A 21,660-nucleotide genomic window follows, 5' to 3' on the forward strand; every position below is an offset into this window, starting at 1 on the left:
ATTTCGTTAATCGCTGGATTATCCTTTTTGTTTGTATGCCGCCAGGGTTGCGTATTTTTCGGATTTATAGATTTTCTCAATCAAGGAGAAAACTTTGTCTTTCAAGGCAAATCCTATTACTCCTGCCGAAGCCACTATGGCTAACCCCACATTTGGATTCACATATTTAGAACCCAACCAATACAGTAAAACAGGCAATCCTAATTGCGGCAGTGAAATTAGCATAGTTTTTACGTTGAATGCTTTTTTATCTCCAAAGGCTCCTTTACCGGAACTCAAATCGATTGGTGTTTTGGTATACGCGCCACCCAGCAAAACCAAATGGGAATTGACTCCAATGTTATAAATCGCACCTACAACAATAGTTAAATACACCTGCCAACCAAAATAAAGATAGAACGAGGCAATGGTTGTGGTGACTATTGTAGCAATCACCATCAGCCACCATTTAGAACTCAAATAGCCTTTGTAAGGAATGTTTTGCGTCATCATTAACGGATAATACGCACTATCCCAGCTGGGTACAAATTGTCCGAAAGTGATTAGAAATCCTCCCGAAACGAAAATCCCTGCAAAAATGTGCATTACAGGATTGTTGTACACTTCAATTGAATTGGTAAAAAAAAGAAAGCCATAAAAAAGGAACATCACGCTCAGTCCTACTGTGGTTTTAGATCGTTTGTTTCTTTTGATTAATTTAATGTCATTTTTCAAAAAGGTTCCAATGGTTCCAAATTGGTTTAACCAAGTCAACTCCTCCGTTTTGGCAACATCATGTTTGTTTGACAATCCCGCATCTAGGTATAAATTCTTTTTGAAATACTGGAATGTGATATAATATATAGCGATTAAAGCCAAAACCGGAATGGCAAAAGCCCAATACGTATTGAAAATAGCATCAAAAAACGGAGCGGTATAATCCGTAACATTAAAGAATCCGTAATAGTGTAATCCTCCTAAAACGGCAGCTATTACTAAGAAAATGGCAAATAAATTGTCTTTATTACTCAGTAGAATATTTAGAAAATTATTGATAAATATCAAACAAGACAACGACACATACCAGAGCACCACTGACACTGGATCATAACCTTCGATAATTAAAACAACGCAAAACGGAATTAAGAAAAAACCATGCACCAAATTGAAGAAGGACAAAACGGTTTTTCCTAAAGAGAAATGAACAATAGTGGATTTTTTTATGGGGAAAATCAACATCGGACGAATGTTCATCACGGGAATTTTTTGTAACAGCAATCGAATGATTAAATCCATCAGTATGTAGTAAATCATGAATTGATTCACGGTAACAATTGGATCCAGATTCATTTTCTTTAAAATATAAAAGGCCCCTACTCCTAATGCTAAGAAAATTAAAATGAAATAAACGGCTACAAAACCCATCAGGATTTTCAAAGCCAAATTAGTAGCGAAGGAAGCCGATCTAAAAAATGCTTTCCATTCGAGATAAAGAAATTTTTGAATCATAGTTTGGTTATTTTGGTTTTATAGTATGTAGTCAAAATAAGAAAACGTTACAAATTTTCTAATTTATATTCTGGGTAGGTTTGTTTTAACTCTTCTGAAATTCTTTGGGGAATAATTTTAAGTTTAACATATATAAATATGGAAAATAAAATTAATAGCGTTGGAAATAAAAAAGAATCTAAATTGCCCCAACTATCTGGTCTTAAAATATTGTAGCTATTGGCAAAATTGAAAAAAACCATTAATAATATAAAATTATGACTGTTTGCTGTTTGTTCCAAAAGCCATTTTTTATCTGTTTTCTTGTTTCTCTCTTTTAGTATTTTGTATGATTTATAAATTTTCGCAAAAGAGATCAAAAAGACCAATCCATATAAAATTAAATATAAAATTTCAGTATCTGCAAATAATTTTGAGAGTGAATACAGAATGTAAACCATACCAACAGTAACCAATATTTTAGGTAATCTTAAATATTCTCTATAATAGTTCCATATCAGTTTATTGTATCTCTTTCCCAGAAATTTTTGTTTTTGTTCTACCACACCCATAAAGCCAAAAACGCCAAACTTCCTGAATTCCTTATTCAGGACTTCGTCAAAAGTAAGCTTGGGATTTTGTTGCCATTCAGTTTCAATGGCATTTGCCAAATGGTCGACTAATTCCGTTTGCAGATCGTAATATTCTACATAATGCTGACGGGTAAAAAGGTAAAGTTGCTCTATTTGTTGGGTGGTTACTTTCATCTTCAAAAAAAATTAATTCAGTTGATATTGTTTTTTAATGTTGAAAGCAACTTTGTTAGTTAAATGTCTTCCCGTAATGACAAGCAAAACACCCAAAACCCAGAAAAAACAAAAAGGAAGAAAAAACAAATGATTTTCGCGCAGGTTTTCTATATAGCTTTTTGCTAAAAATATACCCCAGTAAGAAAACCACACTGAACCAATATTGACGCTTAATGCTGTTTCAAGTGCCAAGAATCTTTTGCCATTTATTTTCCTATGTAAAAACCAATTAAAGATTGATACAAAAGTTGTGATTAACAAAATTCCAAATAAAATTTTGATGTATAATAAAATCTCCTGAAAATAAAAGGATACTCTATAAACAAAAACGACCAACAAAACACTCATTACAATTTTAGGAAATTTCAAATACTCCCCTACCATTTTCCATTGGCTTAGTTTAAATTCCTTATGCAAAACTATTCTTCTTTCTTTTTCAATGGCTTTAAAACCATTTCGACCAAAACGATTTTCAGCATATTGTTTCACCTGATGAAAAGTAAGTTCGGGATCTTTTTCCCAAATTTCCTCCATACTGGTTACCATGTGATCAGTAAGCTCCACTTGTAATTCATACCATTTGATGTCAAAGGATTTGACATAATTGGATATATAGTCTATTTGTTCGGTGGTTAGTTTCATGGTTTGGTAATGGATAGTTTTTTTTCAAATTCAAAATGTTTATATGCCAATTGCAGGTAAATTCCCGTGATTAAAACAGAAGTTATTACAGAAAAAACAGATACAAAAGCAATTTTAGCTTCTGGATGATTTAGCATTACTGGAAATAAACCAATCCCTATCATAAAAAGAAAGATGATAAGACCAAAGCTTTTTTTCTTCATCAAATAACTATAGGTTGTTTGGTGTTTTGATTTCCACATTAAACCCCAAACAAAAATAACGAAACAAAATTCGACAAGAACAAATGACCTCAAGGCTCCCTGGATATTTATTAGAACCAATCCATAGCTTGAATTTCTAACAAATACCATTAATACGAGCGTAATCAAAGAAGAAATTGTCATTGTAGTAAATAATTGCCTTTTTACTATTTTATGACATTTGACAGTCATGATTCTAGGGTTTGTAAAACCTATTAATCCAGAAAAAGATGGTTTTAATTCTGGTTCCCATTTTTTAAAAACTTCTTTGAAAGCAACTTCAAATGATTTTTTTTCAATGCTAATTCTCTCCTCAATCTCTGAAGCAATATGATCTAAAACTTCCAGCTTAATATCGTCGTATACGATACCATTTAAAATTAGCGTTTCTTCTATTTGGGCGATTTGTTCGGTGGTTAGTTTCATCTTTAAAAAATTAAAATTCTAATTTTGGACTTGGGTTCACTAAACTCTGCATGTTTCGGATGAAATCTTCCAATTCTGAGAGTCGGTTTACGGTTTCTTTCTGACCGCTTTCCGTGAGTTTGTAATATTTACGCATGCGGTTATCCACCTTTTCAATTTCCACATCCAGTAAACCTTCGGCTTCCAGTTTGTGTAAGGCCGGATACAAAGCGCCTTCGGTGATGTTCAATTCGCCTTGGGTAATCGTCTTTACTTTCTGGGTAATTTCATAGCCGTACATCTTGCCGTTTTCTTCCAGCAATTTCATGATAATCGTATTCAGACTTCCTTTGTATAATTGTGAATTTTTCATTTTTTTGTCATTGCAGGCACGAAGCAATCTCATTTTGAAAAACAAATATACATAAGATTCTTATACATAATAGTTTTAGGTATATAAATTTTCAATACTTTTGATTTTTAGAAACCTAATGTGTTTCCTATCTTTGTAAAAAAATAATCACATGTCATCCTTTTTAAAATTAATCATAAAAGAAGTAAAACGCGAAACCAAAGATGCTGTTTCCATACTTTTTAACGTACCTGAGGAATTAAAAGCAAATTATACTTTTGTTGCAGGTCAATATATCAATTTAAGATTAACCTTGGACGGCGAGGAAATCCGTCGTGCCTATTCTATTTGCTCAGCTCCTGACAGCGGGGAATTACGCATTGCGGTGAAAGCTGTCAAAAATGGTGCTTTCTCTCAATTTGCGAACACAAAACTCAAAGCTGGTGATGTTCTTGAAGTAGGAAAACCGGAAGGAAAATTTACTTTTGAACCGCAAGCAGACCGACAAAAAAACTACGCAGCTTTTGTAGCCGGAAGCGGAATCACACCGGTACTTTCCATCTTAAAATCGGTGTTGAAAAACGAACCTAAGAGTTCTTTTATATTGGTTTACGGAAACAAAACTCCTGAAGAAATCATCTTTCATCAAGAATTACACGATTTGCAATTGCAATATGTGGGCCGCCTTTTTGTACATTATGTGTACAGTCAAGCCAAGGCAGAGCATGCTTTGTTTGGGCGAATTGAAAAATCAACGGTGAATTTCGTTTTGAATAACAAACACAAGGAATTAGAGTTTGATAAGTTCTATTTGTGTGGTCCGGAAGAAATGATCAATACCGTCTCTGGAGTTTTAGCAGCGCATAATATTAAAGAATCGGCCATAAAATTTGAATTGTTTTCTTCTTCTACTAAAGAAAATAAAATAGAAAAGTCATTAGGAGGGCATTCTAAAATCACTATTATGGTAGATGACGAGGAAACGACTTTCGAAATGTCACAAAAACAAACCGTACTTGATGCTGCTTTAAAACAAGGCATTGATGCTCCGTATTCATGCCAAGGCGGTATCTGCAGCAGCTGTCTGGCTCGCGTTACCTCTGGAACTGCCGAAATGACTAAAAACTCCATCCTAACCGATAAAGAAATCGCAGATGGTTTGATACTTACCTGTCAAGCGCATCCAACTTCAGAAACTATTTATGTAGATTATGACGATGTTTAGGAAATAGTTCCCTTGACGGTAGTGGTATTCCATTAAAAAAAAGAGTTTGCAATGTGCAAACTCTTTTTTTTAATGGAATGTTGTAAAAACATCTTGTGATATATAATTTAAGACTTGATTTTTCTAAATTCCTTAATAGTTCAAAACACTTTTAATTTTTTCAACTATCGCTTCAACAGGGATCGTTCGCATCGCATCTTCATATCCTGCAACTTTTTTATTTCCATATACTGAAGTTGGTAATTTTGGAAACTGATTTCTATCCGAAACCAAAGCATTTTCTAAAGGCTGATTAAAAGGTAAAAAACCTGCATACGGATGCGTCGCGCCCCAAAGTGTGATGATTTTTACGCCCAACATAGCCGCAATATGCGCATTTCCAGAATCCATGGAAAGCATCACATCCAGATTACTGATGAGTTGTAATTCTTGTTGAAATTTAATTTTACCCGCCATATTGATGACGTTATCTTTATTAGCAGCAAACGAATCCAGGATTTCGATTTCCTTTTTTCCACCGCCAAAAAGCAAAATGGTATTGGTTGTATCCAGTGCTAATTTATCAATCACTTCCTGCATCAAATCCAACGGATAGACTTTAGAATCGTATTGTGCAAAAGGCGCAATTCCTATCCGTTTTTGATTTTTTTCTCCAATTACTACTAAAATTTCTGGACTTAGAACTGCTTTTTGAGGAAAAACAGGATGCGATAAATCAACTGTAAAACCGAGTTGTTCAAATACTTTCACCTGTCTTTCAAACATTGTTGGCAGTTGTTGGAACACTTTATTTTTGGGTTGGGTTAAGGCTTTTTTTTCTGCTCTTCCTTTATCCACCGAAGCTGTTTTTTTTCCGCTTAAAGCAAAAAGATTTCGAACGATTTTAGAGCGCAACACGTTGTGTAGATCGGCAAAAGCATCAATATTTAAGCCTTTTAAATCTTGGAACAAACGCAACAACCCCAGAAATCCTTTGTGTCGTTCTTTTTCATCGAAAGCAAAAAAAGAAAGATTTGGAATTCCTTCAAAAAAAGGTCTAAAAAAAGGTCTGGAAACCACCGTAATTTTAACCTCCGGGAACTGGTTTACCAAAGCGCGTAAAACAGGAACTATCATGACGACATCTCCCATTGCGGAAAGTCTCATGACGGCTATATGTTTAATTTTTGGGGACAAATAATTAATGTTTAAAACCATTAAGGCACTACGAAAAAACTTAATGAATCTAATACCTTAATGGTTTAAAATATCGTTTTTACTTCTTGTTTTGGTACAAAACAGGATTCAAATCATCATCATTGTACATTTTCATTTGTTTGTACACTTTCATGAATTTATCTCCGTTTTCGATGTCTGTCAATAAATCATCAATCGCCAAAGACAAATCGGTTCTTTGTTCCAATAAAATATTCAACTTCGCTTGACATTTATCTCTATGCTCTTGTGAAGCCTTAGCACGATTCGCTTCTTCTTGCATGTGATAAATTTTTAATGCTAAAATCGACAATCTGTCAAAAGCCCAAGCCGGACTTTCTGAGTTGATTTTTGCATTGTCTTTTACTTTTACATGACTGTATTTTTGAAGAAAATAACTGTCAATATATTCCACCATATCCGTGCGTTCTTGATTAGAAGCATCGATTCTTCTTTTCAAAGTCAAAGCGGCAACAGGATCAATGTTTGGATCACGAATAATGTCCTCAAAATGCCATTGTACGGTATCAATCCAGTTTTTGTGATACAACAAATGTTCAAATTTATCTTTTGGGAAAGGGTTATTAATCGGTTGGTCTACATTATCAAACTGATGATAATCTTTAATACTTTGTTCGAATACGGAGTAAGCTAATTTTGAAAACATATCTTTATATTTTAAAGGACAAAGATACTTTTTTATACTTTTATAGATTATAAAATATTTATAAGTTTAACAGCAAAAATAAAAACATGCAAATTCATTATTTATCAGAAGACAATAGCATCCTAAATCATTTTTTGGGACAAATACGAAATGTAAATGTTCACAATGACAGCATGCGTTTCCGAAGAAATATTGAACGTATTGGGGAAATAATGGCGTATGAATTAAGTAAAAAATTACACTACAAAAGCGTCGAAATCCAAACACCTCTAGGTATAAAAACAACAACTGAGATTAAGCATCAATTGGTTTTATGTTCCATTTTACGCGCTGGATTGCCCTTACATTTGGGGTTTTTGAATTATTTTGATAATGCTGAAAATGGTTTCGTATCTGCTTTTAGACACCATCCTAACAATGATGATTACTTTGATATAGTAGTGCAATACCAAGCCATTGCTGCTATAAATGAAAAAAATTTGATATTAGTTGATCCAATGCTTGCCACTGGTCAATCTATTGTCGCTGTTTACAATAAATTGATGGAAAGCGGGACGCCAAAGGAGATTCACATTGCCGTTGTAATCGCCGCACCAGAAGGCATCGCATATCTTGAAAGACACTTGCCGGAAAATTGTCATCTTTGGATTGCTACGTTAGATGAAAAACTAAATGAGCATAGTTATATTGTTCCGGGATTAGGAGATGCAGGAGATTTAGCGTACGGTGAAAAATTATAATTGTGAGAAAAAAGCAAACAGACTACAAGCGATAAGCACAAATAGAACCATTTCCTGCTTCAACCTAAGCTGAGGCATTTCGATATGGCTCGTTGCCATTATTGCCAAAGGTGTAAATGTGAACACTAACAAATCATTACTTTTATTAGCAGAAATCACATAAATAAGAATACTAATAAAAAAAGAAGCGATAATTTTTTTAAAGGAAGTGTGCAACAATTGTGGTCTGTTTGATAAAGAGGCAACCATAGAAACCACAAAAAACAATGCGATTGTGGCATAGATTGACAAAGCTGCATTTTGATAATTGTTAGTGAAATAATTAATTTTAAAATTGATTTCTACACTTTTAACAATGTATTCAATGACGTTTAAATTGAAAACTGTTGCATAAAGCAGGAACATAATTCCCGCTACAAAAAAAGCAATAAAGGGTAATATCCAGTTTCTATAATCTCTGGAAACATGGAAAATTATAGATATAAAAACTAGTACTATGAAAATTATACTCCAAAAATGAAATAGTGCAGCCAGAAAAATCCATAATGAAGCATCAAATATTTTTTCTTTGGAAGCTTTGAGTGATTGCAATGAAATCAATCGACGAAGCGCCAACAAAATAAAGAAATTAGATAAAATCAAGTTTAAATTATCTAAGACGGACGGGAAAAAAAGCAGCAATAAAAAGTAAAAAAAAATCGTATACGTACTGTCTTTACTCAATCCATTTTTCTTGGCAACGAAATCTGTAATAAAAACAGACGCCAATAAAACGCAGAATAACAGTCCTTTTTTTAAAATTAATAAAAAGGAATTCATCCAAGATAAATCTTGAAATTGGTATATAGAAAAGAAAACCAGTATTAAAATTACGACCAAAGAAAAATTTAATGGTGTAGATTTTCTAAAAACACTTGTTATCATAAGGATATTTTATACTTTTGTGTTCGTAAATATAATACTTGTTTAAAAAGTAAACCCTGCAAGTTCAAAAAGATTCTGCTAAATAAGAACTTTTAGTACCCAGAGTTCCTCAAAAACAATTAATAAAATTAATTTTATACATTATGAAAGCATTTTTCGAAGGAATACAATACTTATTTGTAAATATTTTATTTGCTCCCCTAGACTTTTTACGCTCATTAGAGCTATCATCTTGGTTTGCTGCAAATACAATCAACTGGATTTTCATGATTATTTGTGCTTCGGCAATGGTATATTGGATCAGACAATTGAAAATTTTTGAAGATGCCGGGACAGAGAAACAAGATACTACCGCTCACTCTTTTTTAAAATAAGAATTAAAAAAAAGTGAACGATACTTGGAAACTATTTTAAGTCGTTTCCAATATCTTTTCTAAAATACATCTTATCAAAATGTAGCTTGTCTATATTTTGGTAGGATTTTTTTATGGCCTCTTCGAAATCATTTCCATACGAAGTTACCGTTAAAACCCTTCCTCCATTAGAAACAACATTTCCATTTTCTAATTTTGTTCCAGCGTGAAAAACAATAGAATCTTCAATGTTCTCTAATCCAGAAATCACTTTTCCTTTTTCAAAATCTTCTGGATAGCCACCAGAAACAACCATAATTGTAGTCGCGCTTCTTTCGTCAACTTCTAGTGAGATTTCATCTAGTTTTTCATTGGCTACAGCCAAAAATAATTCCACTAAATCCGTTTTCAATCTAGGGATAACCACTTCGGTTTCCGGATCGCCCATTCTCACATTGTATTCAATTACGATTGGCTCGTTATTGACATTAATTAACCCAATGAAAACAAAACCTTTGTATGGAATTCCATCTTTTTGAAAACCATCAATAGTAGGTTTTACAATACGTGTTTCGATTTTTTCCATCAAAACAGCATCTACATAAGGAACCGGGGAAACTGCTCCCATTCCGCCTGTATTTAATCCCATGTCGCCTTCGCCAATGCGTTTGTAATCTTTGGCCGTTGGTAATATTTTATAATTTTTCCCGTCGGTAAGAACGAAACAACTCAATTCAATACCGTCAAGAAATTCTTCGATAACGACTTTAGAACTGGCGGCACCAAATTTTTGATGCACTAGCATGTTTCTTAATTCTTCTTTGGCTTCTGCCAAATCATGAATAATCAAAACTCCTTTTCCGGCAGCTAAACCATCTGCTTTCAATACATACGGCGGTTGCAATGTTTCCAGGAATTCACATCCTTTTTCCACCGTTTCTGCAGTAAAACTATCGTAAGCAGCAGTTGGGATGTTATGTTTGATTAGAAATTCTTTGGCAAATTCTTTACTTCCTTCCAATTGAGCACCAATTTTTGATGGACCGATAACCGGAATATGACTTAATTTAGCATCGTTTAGAAAGAAATCATAAATCCCTTTTACCAAAGGATCTTCTGGTCCTACCACAACCATTGCTACTTTTTCCTGAAGAACAAACGTTTTTATAGCTTCAAAATCAGTTGGGCTAATAGCCACATTAGTAGCTATTGAAGCTGTTCCAGCATTTCCAGGTGCTACAAAAAGTGTGTCACAAAGCGGACTTTGAATCATTTTCCACGCAAAAGCATGTTCTCTTCCGCCCGAACCCAGTAGTAAAATTGTCATGTGTAGTTGTGTTTAGTTGTAGTGCAAAAATAGTTCGTTTTATGTTGAAATAATAATTTTTTTTACTTACTTTTAACGTTAGTAACGCAAAAGATATGATAATTTCATTTGGATCTAAAGAAACCGAAAAAATATGGAATGGAATTGTTGTAAAGGAACTTTCAGTAGAAATACAGCAAATTAGTAGAAGAAAATTAAGAATGCTGAACAATTCTCAAGATTTGATCGATTTAAGAATTCCTCCGTCTAACCGATTAGAAAAATTAAATGGAAATTTAAAAGACTTTTATAGCATTCGAATTAATAATCAATGGAGGATTATTTTCATTTGGAAAGACGGAAATGCAACTGCCGTAGAAATTATAGATTATCATTAAAATAGTCAAAATGGAAAAATTAAAAAACATACATCCTGGTGAAATTTTATTAGAAGAATTTCTCATTCCTTTGGAAATAACAGCTTATCGCTTATCTAAAGATTTGAAAATTCCGCAAACCAGAATTTCTGAAATTACTAAAGGAAACCGACGAATTACGGCTGATACTGCTTTACGTTTAAGTCAATATTTTGGAAATTCCGCCAAGTTTTGGTTGGGTCTTCAAGATGATTTTGATCTTGAAGAAGAAAAGGAAAATAAAGCCGAAGAATTACAATCCATAAAACGATTTGATATTCCAAAAGTAGCGTGATGTTTCCACTATTCGACTTATCGCTGCAACTAAATGGCTTTCCTATGAAGGAAGCTAAAGCCGAATTGCGGGAAATTGTCGCTTTATCCGAAAAAGAACATGAAGTTTTCCTTGAAAATAAAAAAGTAGAAATTGTCAATTTTCATCTGCAAAATAATCCTTTTTACAAAGATTTAGCCTGTATTACAACTTTTACAAGTTGGGAAAATTTACCCGTTTTGAATAAGAAAAACTTACAAAAACCATTACTGGAAAGGCTTTCGAAAGATTACTCTCTGAAAAACAGTTATATTAATAAAACGTCGGGTTCCAGCGGAACTCCTTTTATTTTTGCCAAAGATAAATACTGCCATGCGTTGACTTGGGCTTCAAACATGCTTCGTTTTGGTTGGTATGGGATCGATTTTAACACTTCCTACCAAGCGCGTTTTTATGGAATTCCAATGGATTTTATTGGCTACCAAAAAGAGCGTTTTAAAGATGTTTTGAGCCATCGGTTTCGGTTTCCCATTTTCGATTTGTCAGATGAGATTTTAGAAGGATTTTTGAATCATTTTAGAACTAAAAAATTCGATTATATAAATGGATATACTAGTTCGATAATTTTATTTGCTAAGTTTTTACAAAAGAGAAACATTGTATTAACCACAATTTGTCCCACTTTGAAAGTATGCATGGTAACTTCTGAAATGCTTTTTGAAGAAGATAAAATCCTTTTAGAAAAACAATTTGACATTCCCATTGTCAATGAATATGGTGCTTCGGAACTGGATTTGATTGCTTTTGAAAATCCTCAAGACGAATGGCAGATTAATTCAGAAACATTATTTGTGGAAATTTTGGATGACAATAATAAAACGGTACCAAACGGTACTTCGGGCCGAATCGTGATTACTTCCCTGTTCAATAAAGCGCATCCTTTTATTAGATACGACTTAGGCGATATTGGAATTCTCGACGAAAAAAGCACGTTGAAAAAACCTATTCTGAAGAAATTAATTGGAAGAACAAATGATATTGCCATTTTGCCCAGCGGAAAAAAATCGCCGGGTCTTACTTTCTATTATGTGACAAAAAGTATTATCGAAGACGACGGAAACGTAAAAGAATTTGTGATAAAACAAACTAAAATAAATACTTTTGAAATTGAATATGTAAGCGAAACCGAATTAAATTTGGCCCAAATAAAAAAAATTGAAGAGGCGATTGCACTTTATTTAGAAAATGATTTGGTGTTCATCTTTCATAAAAAAGAAAAATTAGAACGCAGCAAAAGCGGAAAATTAAAACAATTTGTTTCATTTGTAAAATAACGCTATGAAAATCACAATAGTCGCAGGCGCAAGACCCAATTTTATAAAAATCGCCCCAATCATCAAGGCGATAGAGAAAAAACAAGCCGAAGGTGCTAAAATCTCCTATCGGTTGGTTCATACTGGACAGCATTACGACAAAAACCTCAGCGATACATTTTTTCAAGAATTAAATATTCCCGAGCCCAATACAAACTTAGAAGTAAAAAGCGGCTCACAATCGATCCAAACTGCTGCAATAATGATTGCTTTTGAACAAGAATTACTGCAAAATCCATGTGATTTGGTTTTAGTGGTTGGCGATGTCAACTCGACTATGGCCTGCGCAATTGTTGCTAAAAAATTAAATATTAAAGTAACTCATGTTGAAGCTGGTATTCGTTCCGGTGATATGACAATGCCGGAGGAAATCAATCGAATTGTTACGGATAGCATAGCCGATTATTTTTTCACAACCTCAACTTGGGCAGGAGAAAATTTATTGAAATATGGGGCCGATTCTTCTAATATTCATTTTGTTGGAAATGTGATGATAGACACTTTGTATCAAAACTTAGATCGAATTTCAGCACCAGTTTTTTGGAATGAATTCAATTTAGAAACCAAAAATTATATTATTTTAACTTTACACCGTCCTTCGAATGTTGATGAAGAGCAATCATTGATTCAACTTTTGCAAGGAATTGATAAAATGGTTGGTGCTAAAAAGGTGATTTTCCCTATTCATCCGAGGACAAAATCGATTTTAGGAGAAACAGATTTGAACTTAAAAAATATCCTATTTGTTGAACCACAAGGTTATTTGAATTTTATGTTTTTAATTAAAAACAGTTTTGCTGTCATTACCGATTCTGGAGGAATTTCAGAAGAAACCACGGTTTTAGGAATTCCTTGTTTCACCATGCGAAACAGTACCGAAAGACCCGAAACACAAACCATAGGCACAAATACTTTAGTTGGTACATCGATTGATACTCTAATTGAAATGTTTGGAGATTTTCTTGAAAATGGACCTCGAAAAGCTGGAATTCCGGAACTTTGGGACGGTAACGCTTCTGAACGAATAATTGATATTTTACTTTCAAAAAAATAATGGAAGAAATCCTCATCATATCAAATTATTATCCGCCAGAGAAAGGTGCTGCAGCGAATAGAATCGAGCAGCTGGCTTTAAAATTACATCAAAACCATTATAAAGTTTCTGTAATTTGTCCTTTAGGTAATTATCCCAAGGGTGAATTATTTCCGGAATACAAGGGCAAATTTTCTGTTACTGAAAATCTACAAAATATTTTTGTGAAACGCCTTTGGATTTATCCGAGCAATAGTAAAAATATAATCAAGAGACTCTTATCTGTCTTATCCTTTTCTTTGGGTTTGTTTTTTTACTTATTGTTTCAAAAAACACCTCAAAAAGTAGTGGTCCAATCCCCGCCTTTACTACTTTCTTTTATTTCAGTTTTTGTTCTTTCGCTGAAGCGAAAAAAAATTATTCTAAATGTTTCTGATTTGTGGCCATTGGCTGCCGTTGAATTGAATGCTTTAAAAGCCAATTCATTTTCACACCGATTCTCTTTATTTTTAGAACGTTTTATCTACAAAAAAGCAAGTTTGATTTTAGGCCAATCCAATGAAATCATTACTCATATCCAATCCATTTTACCTGAAAAAAAATGTTTTTTATATCGCAATTTCCCAGATCACAAAACCGTCGAAATGGATTTGGAAACCCGAGAAAGAGAACCTATTAAAATATTCTATGCCGGTCTTTTTGGTGTCGCGCAAGGTGTTTTAGCAATGTGCCAAAAAATCAATTTAGACGGTTTAAATATCGAGTTACACCTGTTTGGTGATGGTGCTGAAAAGAAACAAATAGAAGCACTAATTCAGTCCAGAGAAGATAAAAAAATTATTTTTTACGGAATGATGGACCGAAACACTTTGCATAAAGTGTTAAAAACGTTTGATATTACAATAGTTCCTTTAAAAACAAGAATTTATGGTTCTGTTCCTTCAAAAATTTTTGAGTATGGCGCATTGGGATTTCCAGTTTTATATTTTGGTGGTGGTGAAGGAGAAACCATTATAGAAAAGCATAATCTAGGCTGGGTAGCCAAAGTAGGAAACTATGACGATTTGAACGAGAAACTGCAAATTATTTCAAATGTTCAAAAAGCAGAACTGGATTTAATGAAAAACAGAATTTTTAATGACGTGCAAACTTCGTTTAATCTCGATACGCAAATAGAAGATTTAATTCGACAAAATATTTTCTAATAGGCTTTTTCTTCACCTTTAAAAATATTGATAATCGTTTGGAAAATTATTTTTAAATCTAAAATTAAAGACCAGTTTTCAATATAGAAAACATCAAATTTTATTCTATTAATCATATCAGCTTCTGTTTCAATTTTGCCACGAAAACCGCTCACCTGAGCTAACCCTGTAATCCCTGGTTTAACACAATGGCGCACCATATATTTTTTAACTTTATTCCCGTAGACTTTATTTTGTGCCCAAAGATGGGGTCGCGGACCAACAACTGACATGTCGCCCAGTAAAACATTTAAGAATTGAGGCATTTCGTCTAAACTTGTTTTTCGCATAAACTTCCCTATTTTAGTAACACGCGGATCGTTTTTTGAGGCTTCTATTTCTGTTGTTTTATTGATTTTCATCGATCGAAATTTATAACAAAAAAATTCATTTTCATCGATTCCAGGCCTTCCTTGTTTAAAAAAAACAGGGCCTCTGGATTCTAATTTTATTAAAATTGCCAATAATGGAATTAGCCAAGATAAGAGCGCTACAATAATTATAATAGAGAAAACAAGGTCAAAAACCCTCTTAAATATCATGGTAGCAGGTTCATGCAGCATGGTTTTTTTTAAAGAAAGTACCGGGAAAAATTCGTAGTAATCAATTTTTAAATTTTTTGAAAAAATCTCTTTTGCATCGGGTATAAATTTTATCGTTCTATTGTTTTCATCCGCAAAATCAATTAAATCTTTTAAATCCTCGTTGGAAATTTCGTTCAAGGAACAATAAATTTCATCTATACAATTTTCAAGTACAAAAGGTTTCAAATCTGCTAATTTCCCTTTAATGTTTTGATCTGATTTCTTATCTGAAAAATAGCCTAAAAAACGATAGCCATAATCATTTCTTGTTTCAAAAAGATTTTTTAATTCTATCGCCTCCGGAGTATATCCAATAATTACAGCGCTCCTATAATTACTTCCTGTTATTATTCTATATTCTTTTAAATAATAAAACAATAGAAATTTTGAAATAGTAATTAGTACCATTACAGAGGATATAAACATGGCTGTCACTATTCCGCTAAAGACAACTTGTTTTGAAAATGGAAAAAAAGCAATGGTTATTAAAAGAAATAAAACGCCCTGTTTGACTATTTTTGATATAATTTCAAGCGGAGTCGTAAAACGATATATTCCATAAAATTTTATAAAAAAAGCAACTGTAACCCACCCAACAATCTGATAAATAAGAAAGTGCTCAATTTTAAAATTAAGGTCTTTGAAAAATAAAAAACCAAGAATCAAAATAACGATTAGATCTATTGAAATACTCATGGGTCTAATGTACTTTGAATACCTTCCTGTTTGAGATGCAGTCATAATTAACGAATATAACCTGTTTGGTTTTTTATATGTTTTAAAAAAATTCCTGTTACTTTATATAACTGGAAAAATCTTTATGTTCTTCTTTAGAAAGTTCCTCCTTAGATAACGATTTGAAATAGTCATAGGTGATTTTCATTCCCTCGGCACGACCTACTTTAGCTTCCCATCCAAGCAATTCTTTTGCTTTCGTGATATCCGGCTGACGCTGTAAAGGGTCATTTACAGGTAAAGGATGATATACTACTTTTTGATTGGTTCCTGTCAATTTTATAATTTCTTCGGCGAAATCCTTGATGGTAATTTCATCTGGATTACCAATGTTTACCGGATAAACATAATCGGAATGCAATAATCTGAAAATACCTTCAACTTGGTCGTCCACATAACAAAACGAACGCGTTTGCATTCCGTCCCCAAAAATAGTTAAGTCTTCCCCACGAATTGCCTGACCTATAAAAGCCGGAATTACTCGACCATCATTAAGACGCATTCTTGGACCATAGGTATTAAAAATTCTAACAATCCGAGTTTCCACGCCATGAAACGTGTGGTACGCCATGGTTATGGATTCCTGAAAACGTTTGGCTTCATCATAAACACCTCTTGGTCCTATGGTATTTACATTTCCATAGTATTCTTCGGTTTGTGGATGAACCAATGGATCTCCGTACACTTCAGATGTAGATGCAATAAGGATTCTCGCCTTTTTAACACGTGCCAATCCTAAAAGATTATGCGTTCCAAGAGAGCCCACTTTTAGCGTTTGTATTGGAATTTTTAAATAATCTATGGGGCTTGCAGGCGAAGCAAAATGCAGAATATAATCTAGTTGACCCGGAACGTGAACAAATTTGGTGATATCATGATGATAAAATTCAAAATGCTCCAGTTTGAACAAATGTTCTATATTTTTTAAATCTCCCGTAATGAGATTATCCATTCCAATAACAAAATAGCCTTCTTTAATAAAACGGTCACAAAGATGTGATCCTAAAAATCCAGCGGCTCCGGTGATAAGTATTCTTTTCATATAGATTTTATAGTTTAAGTAGTATTCGAGTAATTTATTAAAAGCAAATAATTACTTCTATCATACGACTCTCTTTGACCTCACAGAGAGGATGCTGTCAAAAATAAACTTATCATTAGGATTGTGAAAGAAATATAAGCAAAATATTTTTTCCCTAACCGTTTATGTTCAACTATTGGGGAAGCATTTCAAATTATTCGATTTTTTCTAAAACAAACACGTTGTTGAAATAGGCTGTTTTATCAATTGGCATTACGAAACTGAAAAGCATTCCAAAAAAATTAAAAAAGACGATAAAAGGAATTAGAAAAACCTGTCTTACGTTTTTATTATTAGGAAGTATATTCTTTATGTAATTTAAATTAAATTGAAAAATAACTTCAATATAATTTCCTGTTTTAAAGTTCTCCACCACCTTAAATCCATTTTTTTGATACAAATGTTTTAAAGCCGGTGTTGTGTATCTTGCAAAATCATACGGCATTTCGTGTTCTTCCCACATAAAAGGAGTCGTTATTAAAGCCGTTCCATTTTTCTTTAAAACCCTATTAAATTCCTTTAATAATTCATCGATATTAAAAACATGTTCTAAAACCTCAGTGCACAAAAGAGAATCAAACCGTTCATTTTCAAATGGGATTTTTTTGCCATCGTAAAATTCATCGACTTCATCATAATTTTGTTCCCTTCCTTCAATCTTATAATCTACACCAATATATTCCTTTATGTTTACGAAAAGTTTTTTATAAGGCTTCGTTCCACAACCAAAATCTAACAAAGAACCATTGAGTTTGTGTGCATTATTTTTTATGGCGCTTTGAATTGATTTCCGAATTAGAAAATTATAGTTAATGAAAAACCCAATAATGCCAGGATGAAATTTTTCTTTCTTGATCTTTTGTTTGATGAACTCTTTATACATTAATTTTTTTTTCAATATTATTTCAAATAAATTGATTCCAGTTCAGAAATATTTTTTTTAATATTATAGTTTTCAGAATACGAAGTAAAAGCATTTTTTGATAATTTATTCAATAATTCTTTATCAGTCAACAACTTCAAAATTTTATTTTTAAAACCCTTTACATCCTCATTTTCAGTAACAAATCCATTATAACTATCAATAATCAAATCTTTATTTCCATCACAATTAGTAACTACACAAGCTTTAGATAATGCCAAACTTTCAATAATTGAATAGGGCATTCCTTCATATCTGGAGGTTGAAATATAGAATTTAGATTGATTAATTATGTTAAAAACATCGGTTCTTTCTGTCCAATTTAAAAGCGTTACATCATTGCTCATGTCTAATTCCTGAATCAAATTTTTAACGGATTCTAACTGTCCTGATACTGGACCAACTCCCATTACGATTAAATGAATTTTAGCTTCTTTATTAACTTCATGCATCACCCGTATCATTTGTTCAATGTTTTTTTGATACGAGGGACGCCCAACGGTACAAATATAATCTTCAGGCCACGTTTTTTTTATTGTTAAAGGTTGTATGTTAAGTATTGGATCAATACAATTATTGAATACTATTGCATTTTCTGGTTTATAACCAACCTCCTCTATAGCACGTTTTTTTTCAGATTGTGATGTAGCAAGAAGCAGGCTGTTTCCATTGGAAAGAACCTTTTCAATACTCCAAAAAAGGGTTCTTTTTATACTGTTCTGCGTACTTAGATAGGAGAAAGCGTGTGGTGTATACAGTACTTTTATGCCTAATAATCTTCCCGTAATCCGACCTACAATTCCACCTTTGGCACTGTGAGCATGTATTAGATTTGGCTTTTCTTTTTTTAGGATTTTATACGTCTGAAATAGTGATTTAATATCATTAAATATTGAAATATCTCTAAAAACAGAAACGTTATATTCTTTTACTTTATCCCCATTTTTATCAAAAAAAGGTCTTTTTGTGTCTTTGGCTCCATGAATAATTATGTTTTCAAACAAATTAGTATTCATGTTTTCTAAAACAAGTCTCAAATACACATCGACTCCACCTATAGAATGTAGTACATGAACGATCTTTAGTTTTGCCATTTTTATGATGTAAAAGAAGAATAATAATTCATTATTTCTTATGCAATTATTATTAAAAACTCAAATGTATCACAAATTAAATAATTTCAAAGTATTGCTTTAAATTATCTCTTTAAGATCTATTTTAAAAAAATCAAACTATCGATAACCTCTATTAAGTTTCTTTGATTAGAAAAAATAAGCGATTTTTTTTGTGATTCCAAAAAAATATTAAGCAACAATTAACTTACTTTTTTGCTGAAGCCAATAACTCGCAAATATTGAAATCCATAATCCGCTAAAAACAATTCCATCAAAACGAAGGAGGAAATCATCTGTAAGGTTTGAAGTAAAAAACAAGAAAAAGAATGAAATTATAACGGCGTTTTTTGTCTTAATTCCTAAAAAACCAATAAATCCAATATAAAAAAAGGCAGTAATTGGTCCCAATATTCCAAATTTTAATAAATAATCTAAAAATTGATTGTGTGTTGGAAATTCATATTTGGCCAGAAATAGTTGATTCGTTTCTTTAAAATACTGTACTAATTCTTTCTTTCCATCCGATGCTCCCACTCCAAAAGGAAGGTTTTGAAGAGACAATTCCCACGCTGATTTCCAAATCGATAATCGGGTTACAAAAGAACTATAAACCGCTATTTCAGGATGATCTATTTCATCTAATTTCCCTACTTTGTCCATATTCGAAAAAATCTGGGTCGAATACTTTTCTTTCATGTAAGGATTCTTTTGTAGGAATAGAAACAAAACGGAACCAATTAAAAGCAACATAATAATTGCTCTTTTAAAGATAATTTTAGAACTATATCTTTTGGAAATTTGAAAATACCCCACCGTCACAAAACCAAACAAAGTGCCTAATAATGCCATTCTGGTATTCACATATAAAACAAAAAAGAAAGAGCTGATAAAAAGCACTAGATCTCCTATTTTATACCATTTAGTAACATGTGCTTTAGAAGTTTCAAGCAAAAAATACAGATTAGAAAACGCTATAAAAGCCAAGTGCATATTGAGTGCCGGTGCATGAATACCAATGCTTTCAGAAAACACATAACCCATTTCCCAAAGATGAATCCCATTCAGATATTTAAAAAAATGTTCCGGATACAATAGTATAAAACGCCCAAAAAAGAATGCCATAATAAATGTTGTTCCAATGCTATAGGCTTTCAAAATTTTAAGAAATTGAATTCGTTGATAATTTCCAATTATAAACAGTGGAAAAAAAAGTAATGAAAGACTTTTCTCCAATGATTTTAAACCCAACGCATAAGAGTCATTGTTTACGAAAAACAAAATTTCTATCAAAAATGGAGCTGCTATTACCAACATAATTGGCAGTTGGCTTTTCGAAAATTTTATTTTTTTTAAAAACAACAAATTAAAAACAACAAAAACGATCAAAAAAACAGTGCATAGTTTTCTGAAAATTAAAGTGATAGCAATTAAAAATAAAAATAAATTAAATACTTTGTTGAATGTCTTTTCTGAAATGTTCATAATACAATGCAAAATATATTAAAGGGAAAAGGCCTATTTTATGTCTAATGGAAGTCCCTAAATCAGGCTCAAATATACCTTGAACGATAAAATAAGCAAATAAAATTAATAAAGTCCACAACTCAAATTGATATTGTTTTCTGTTTTTTAAACATCTGGAAAACCGGACAAATAAAATATAAAAAACCAACAATTGCCAAATTACAAAAGCGAGTACTTGTGGAGATAAAACATGCTTAATTGCTTCAACTATAGGCACATTTACTGCCATAAAACCATACATAATACCAAATGCTTCACCATACCAAGTGTCTTGTGCTATTGGCGATACTATGGCCGTATTTATATTGTTTTTATTGATATTATTAATGACATAATTCTCCCTTGTTAGTTTAGAAATATACTCTCCTCTAATAACTCCATGGCTCAGTGATAAAAAAATGGCAATCAGCAATCCATAAAAGATTGTGGAAAATGTTTTGTTCTCAAATTTGATAAACGATATTACATACATTCCTACTGCGAATATTGGCAGCAATATATAATAGGGCCTGAAAAACGAAAAACAAGCGATTAAAACCAGTGAAAAAACAATTTTAAATGTTGGTTTCCTATTGGATTGAAATATAAAAGGAATGGTACAAAACAGTAAAAAAGTGATGAATTCCTTAGTGGGCATAGACATATATATTCCTGAAAGCAGCAGCGCAATATACACCAAAACATTTTTTACATTTACCTTATGGAAGTTTGACGGCACTCCTATTTTATAATATATATATGTTACTATAGGAAATTGAATTAAGGCAATAAGAAAAAAAGGAAGATATCGCAGACCTGTAAGCTTATAAAACATAATGGCAAACGGGTAACTGCCAAACCAGCCTATTTCATGGTACTTGTCAAATACTATGATTACTGTATCGTTAAAATATCTTTCCGGTAAAATATAAGGCGTCAGGAAGGCTACTATTAAATTACAAAAAAACAACCCTATAAATACCGCTTTGTTTTTTTTTATTAGTGTTTTCATCAATGCTTTTTATATAAAAACCTTACTTAGTCTCTGAATAAT

General features: G+C 32.4%; 23 protein-coding genes. 8 read left to right on the forward strand and 15 right to left on the reverse strand.

Going from position 1 to position 21,660, the window contains the following annotated elements:
• Positions 1–18: 18 nt before the first annotated feature.
• From ACNQGD_RS04360 to ACNQGD_RS04380, 5 genes are read right to left on the reverse strand one after another with little or no spacing between them, the layout of a single operon-like run.
• Positions 19–1,488 (reverse strand): DUF5687 family protein, encoded by a 1,470-nt coding sequence (locus ACNQGD_RS04360; RefSeq protein ID WP_417998432.1) that lies wholly within the window; start codon positions 1,486–1,488, stop codon positions 19–21.
• Between the two features lie 47 nt (positions 1,489–1,535).
• Entirely contained in the window at positions 1,536–2,234 is a 699-nt protein-coding gene (locus ACNQGD_RS04365) for a hypothetical protein (RefSeq protein WP_417998433.1), read from the reverse strand.
• 12 nt (positions 2,235–2,246) lie between these two features.
• Entirely contained in the window at positions 2,247–2,918 is a 672-nt protein-coding gene (locus ACNQGD_RS04370; RefSeq protein ID WP_417998434.1) for a hypothetical protein, read from the reverse strand.
• Complete coding sequence (locus tag ACNQGD_RS04375; protein WP_417998435.1) at positions 2,915–3,586, reverse strand: hypothetical protein; 672 nt, start codon at positions 3,584–3,586, stop codon at positions 2,915–2,917. The genes ACNQGD_RS04370 and ACNQGD_RS04375 overlap by 4 nt, the downstream gene beginning before the upstream one ends.
• Positions 3,587–3,596: 10 nt before the next feature.
• Complete coding sequence (locus ACNQGD_RS04380; protein WP_417959050.1) at positions 3,597–3,938, reverse strand: PadR family transcriptional regulator; 342 nt, start codon at positions 3,936–3,938, stop codon at positions 3,597–3,599.
• Positions 3,939–4,089: 151 nt separating this feature from the next.
• Here ACNQGD_RS04380 and ACNQGD_RS04385 point away from each other — a divergent pair, with 151 nt between their 5' ends.
• A complete protein-coding gene (locus ACNQGD_RS04385) occupies positions 4,090–5,142 on the forward strand; it encodes a 2Fe-2S iron-sulfur cluster-binding protein (protein ID WP_417998436.1) in 1,053 nt (350 codons plus the stop codon).
• A 132-nt stretch (positions 5,143–5,274) separates the two neighbouring features.
• Here ACNQGD_RS04385 and ACNQGD_RS04390 read toward each other — a convergent pair whose 3' ends face one another.
• The gene (locus ACNQGD_RS04390; RefSeq protein ID WP_417998437.1) at positions 5,275–6,288 is read right to left on the reverse strand and encodes a glycosyltransferase family 9 protein; all 1,014 of its coding nucleotides are present in this window, start codon (positions 6,286–6,288) and stop codon (positions 5,275–5,277) included.
• 109 nt (positions 6,289–6,397) lie between these two features.
• Positions 6,398–7,003: a DUF4254 domain-containing protein gene (locus tag ACNQGD_RS04395; RefSeq protein ID WP_417992874.1), complete on the reverse strand. Its 606-nt coding sequence runs from the start codon at positions 7,001–7,003 to the stop codon at positions 6,398–6,400.
• 86 nt (positions 7,004–7,089) lie between these two features.
• Between ACNQGD_RS04395 and upp the strand changes: the two genes are divergently transcribed.
• A complete protein-coding gene (gene upp / locus ACNQGD_RS04400) occupies positions 7,090–7,743 on the forward strand; it encodes a uracil phosphoribosyltransferase (protein WP_417998438.1) in 654 nt (217 codons plus the stop codon).
• On the opposite strand, the gene ACNQGD_RS04405 is transcribed toward upp, so the two are convergent.
• Positions 7,738–8,667, reverse strand: a complete 930-nt coding sequence (locus tag ACNQGD_RS04405; protein WP_417998439.1) for a DUF6427 family protein — start codon at positions 8,665–8,667, stop codon at positions 7,738–7,740. The two genes, upp and ACNQGD_RS04405, sit on opposite strands and share 6 nt — an antisense overlap.
• 143 nt (positions 8,668–8,810) lie before the next feature.
• Between ACNQGD_RS04405 and ACNQGD_RS04410 the strand changes: the two genes are divergently transcribed.
• On the forward strand, positions 8,811–9,041 hold the full coding sequence (locus ACNQGD_RS04410; RefSeq protein WP_417992877.1) for a DUF6341 family protein: 231 nt from the start codon (positions 8,811–8,813) through the stop codon (positions 9,039–9,041).
• A 31-nt stretch (positions 9,042–9,072) separates the two neighbouring features.
• Here the strand turns inward: ACNQGD_RS04410 and purD are convergent, their stop codons facing one another.
• Positions 9,073–10,347, reverse strand: coding sequence for a phosphoribosylamine--glycine ligase (gene purD, locus ACNQGD_RS04415; protein ID WP_417998440.1), 1,275 nt, complete (start codon positions 10,345–10,347; stop codon positions 9,073–9,075).
• 95 nt (positions 10,348–10,442) lie between these two features.
• On the opposite strand from purD, the gene ACNQGD_RS04420 reads away from it, so the two are divergent.
• Genes ACNQGD_RS04420 through ACNQGD_RS04440 form a run of 5 tightly spaced genes read left to right on the forward strand, consistent with a single transcriptional unit; the run spans position 10,443 to position 14,627 of the window.
• Positions 10,443–10,724, forward strand: a complete 282-nt coding sequence (locus ACNQGD_RS04420; protein ID WP_417995737.1) for a type II toxin-antitoxin system RelE/ParE family toxin — start codon at positions 10,443–10,445, stop codon at positions 10,722–10,724.
• Between the two features lie 10 nt (positions 10,725–10,734).
• Complete coding sequence (locus ACNQGD_RS04425; protein WP_417992880.1) at positions 10,735–11,037, forward strand: HigA family addiction module antitoxin; 303 nt, start codon at positions 10,735–10,737, stop codon at positions 11,035–11,037.
• Positions 11,037–12,350 (forward strand): phenylacetate--CoA ligase family protein, encoded by a 1,314-nt coding sequence (locus tag ACNQGD_RS04430; protein ID WP_417998441.1) that lies wholly within the window; start codon positions 11,037–11,039, stop codon positions 12,348–12,350. The genes ACNQGD_RS04425 and ACNQGD_RS04430 overlap by 1 nt, the downstream gene beginning before the upstream one ends.
• Positions 12,351–12,354: 4 nt before the next feature.
• Complete coding sequence (gene wecB / locus ACNQGD_RS04435; protein WP_417998442.1) at positions 12,355–13,443, forward strand: non-hydrolyzing UDP-N-acetylglucosamine 2-epimerase; 1,089 nt, start codon at positions 12,355–12,357, stop codon at positions 13,441–13,443.
• Positions 13,443–14,627, forward strand: coding sequence for a glycosyltransferase family 4 protein (locus ACNQGD_RS04440; RefSeq protein WP_417998443.1), 1,185 nt, complete (start codon positions 13,443–13,445; stop codon positions 14,625–14,627). Before wecB ends, ACNQGD_RS04440 begins: the two co-directional genes overlap by 1 nt.
• Here the strand turns inward: ACNQGD_RS04440 and ACNQGD_RS04445 are convergent.
• The 6 genes from ACNQGD_RS04445 to ACNQGD_RS04470 form a co-directional block, all read right to left on the reverse strand.
• Positions 14,624–15,991 (reverse strand): undecaprenyl-phosphate glucose phosphotransferase, encoded by a 1,368-nt coding sequence (locus ACNQGD_RS04445; protein WP_417995732.1) that lies wholly within the window; start codon positions 15,989–15,991, stop codon positions 14,624–14,626. The genes ACNQGD_RS04440 and ACNQGD_RS04445 overlap by 4 nt on opposite strands.
• Positions 15,992–16,043: 52 nt before the next feature.
• Entirely contained in the window at positions 16,044–17,027 is a 984-nt protein-coding gene (locus ACNQGD_RS04450) for a UDP-glucuronic acid decarboxylase family protein (RefSeq protein ID WP_417998444.1), read from the reverse strand.
• A gap of 193 nt (positions 17,028–17,220) precedes the next feature.
• Positions 17,221–17,949: a class I SAM-dependent methyltransferase gene (locus ACNQGD_RS04455; protein ID WP_417998445.1), complete on the reverse strand. Its 729-nt coding sequence runs from the start codon at positions 17,947–17,949 to the stop codon at positions 17,221–17,223.
• A gap of 17 nt (positions 17,950–17,966) precedes the next feature.
• Entirely contained in the window at positions 17,967–19,082 is a 1,116-nt protein-coding gene (locus tag ACNQGD_RS04460) for a glycosyltransferase (RefSeq protein ID WP_417998446.1), read from the reverse strand.
• 210 nt (positions 19,083–19,292) lie between these two features.
• On the reverse strand, positions 19,293–20,417 hold the full coding sequence (locus ACNQGD_RS04465) for an O-antigen ligase family protein (protein ID WP_417998447.1): 1,125 nt from the start codon (positions 20,415–20,417) through the stop codon (positions 19,293–19,295).
• Between the two features lie 130 nt (positions 20,418–20,547).
• Complete coding sequence (locus ACNQGD_RS04470) at positions 20,548–21,618, reverse strand: hypothetical protein (protein ID WP_417998448.1); 1,071 nt, start codon at positions 21,616–21,618, stop codon at positions 20,548–20,550.
• Positions 21,619–21,660: the final 42 nt, after the last annotated feature.

The sequence above is a fragment of the Flavobacterium glucosi genome (assembly GCF_048286535.1).
Classification (GTDB): Bacteria; Bacteroidota; Bacteroidia; order Flavobacteriales; family Flavobacteriaceae; genus Flavobacterium.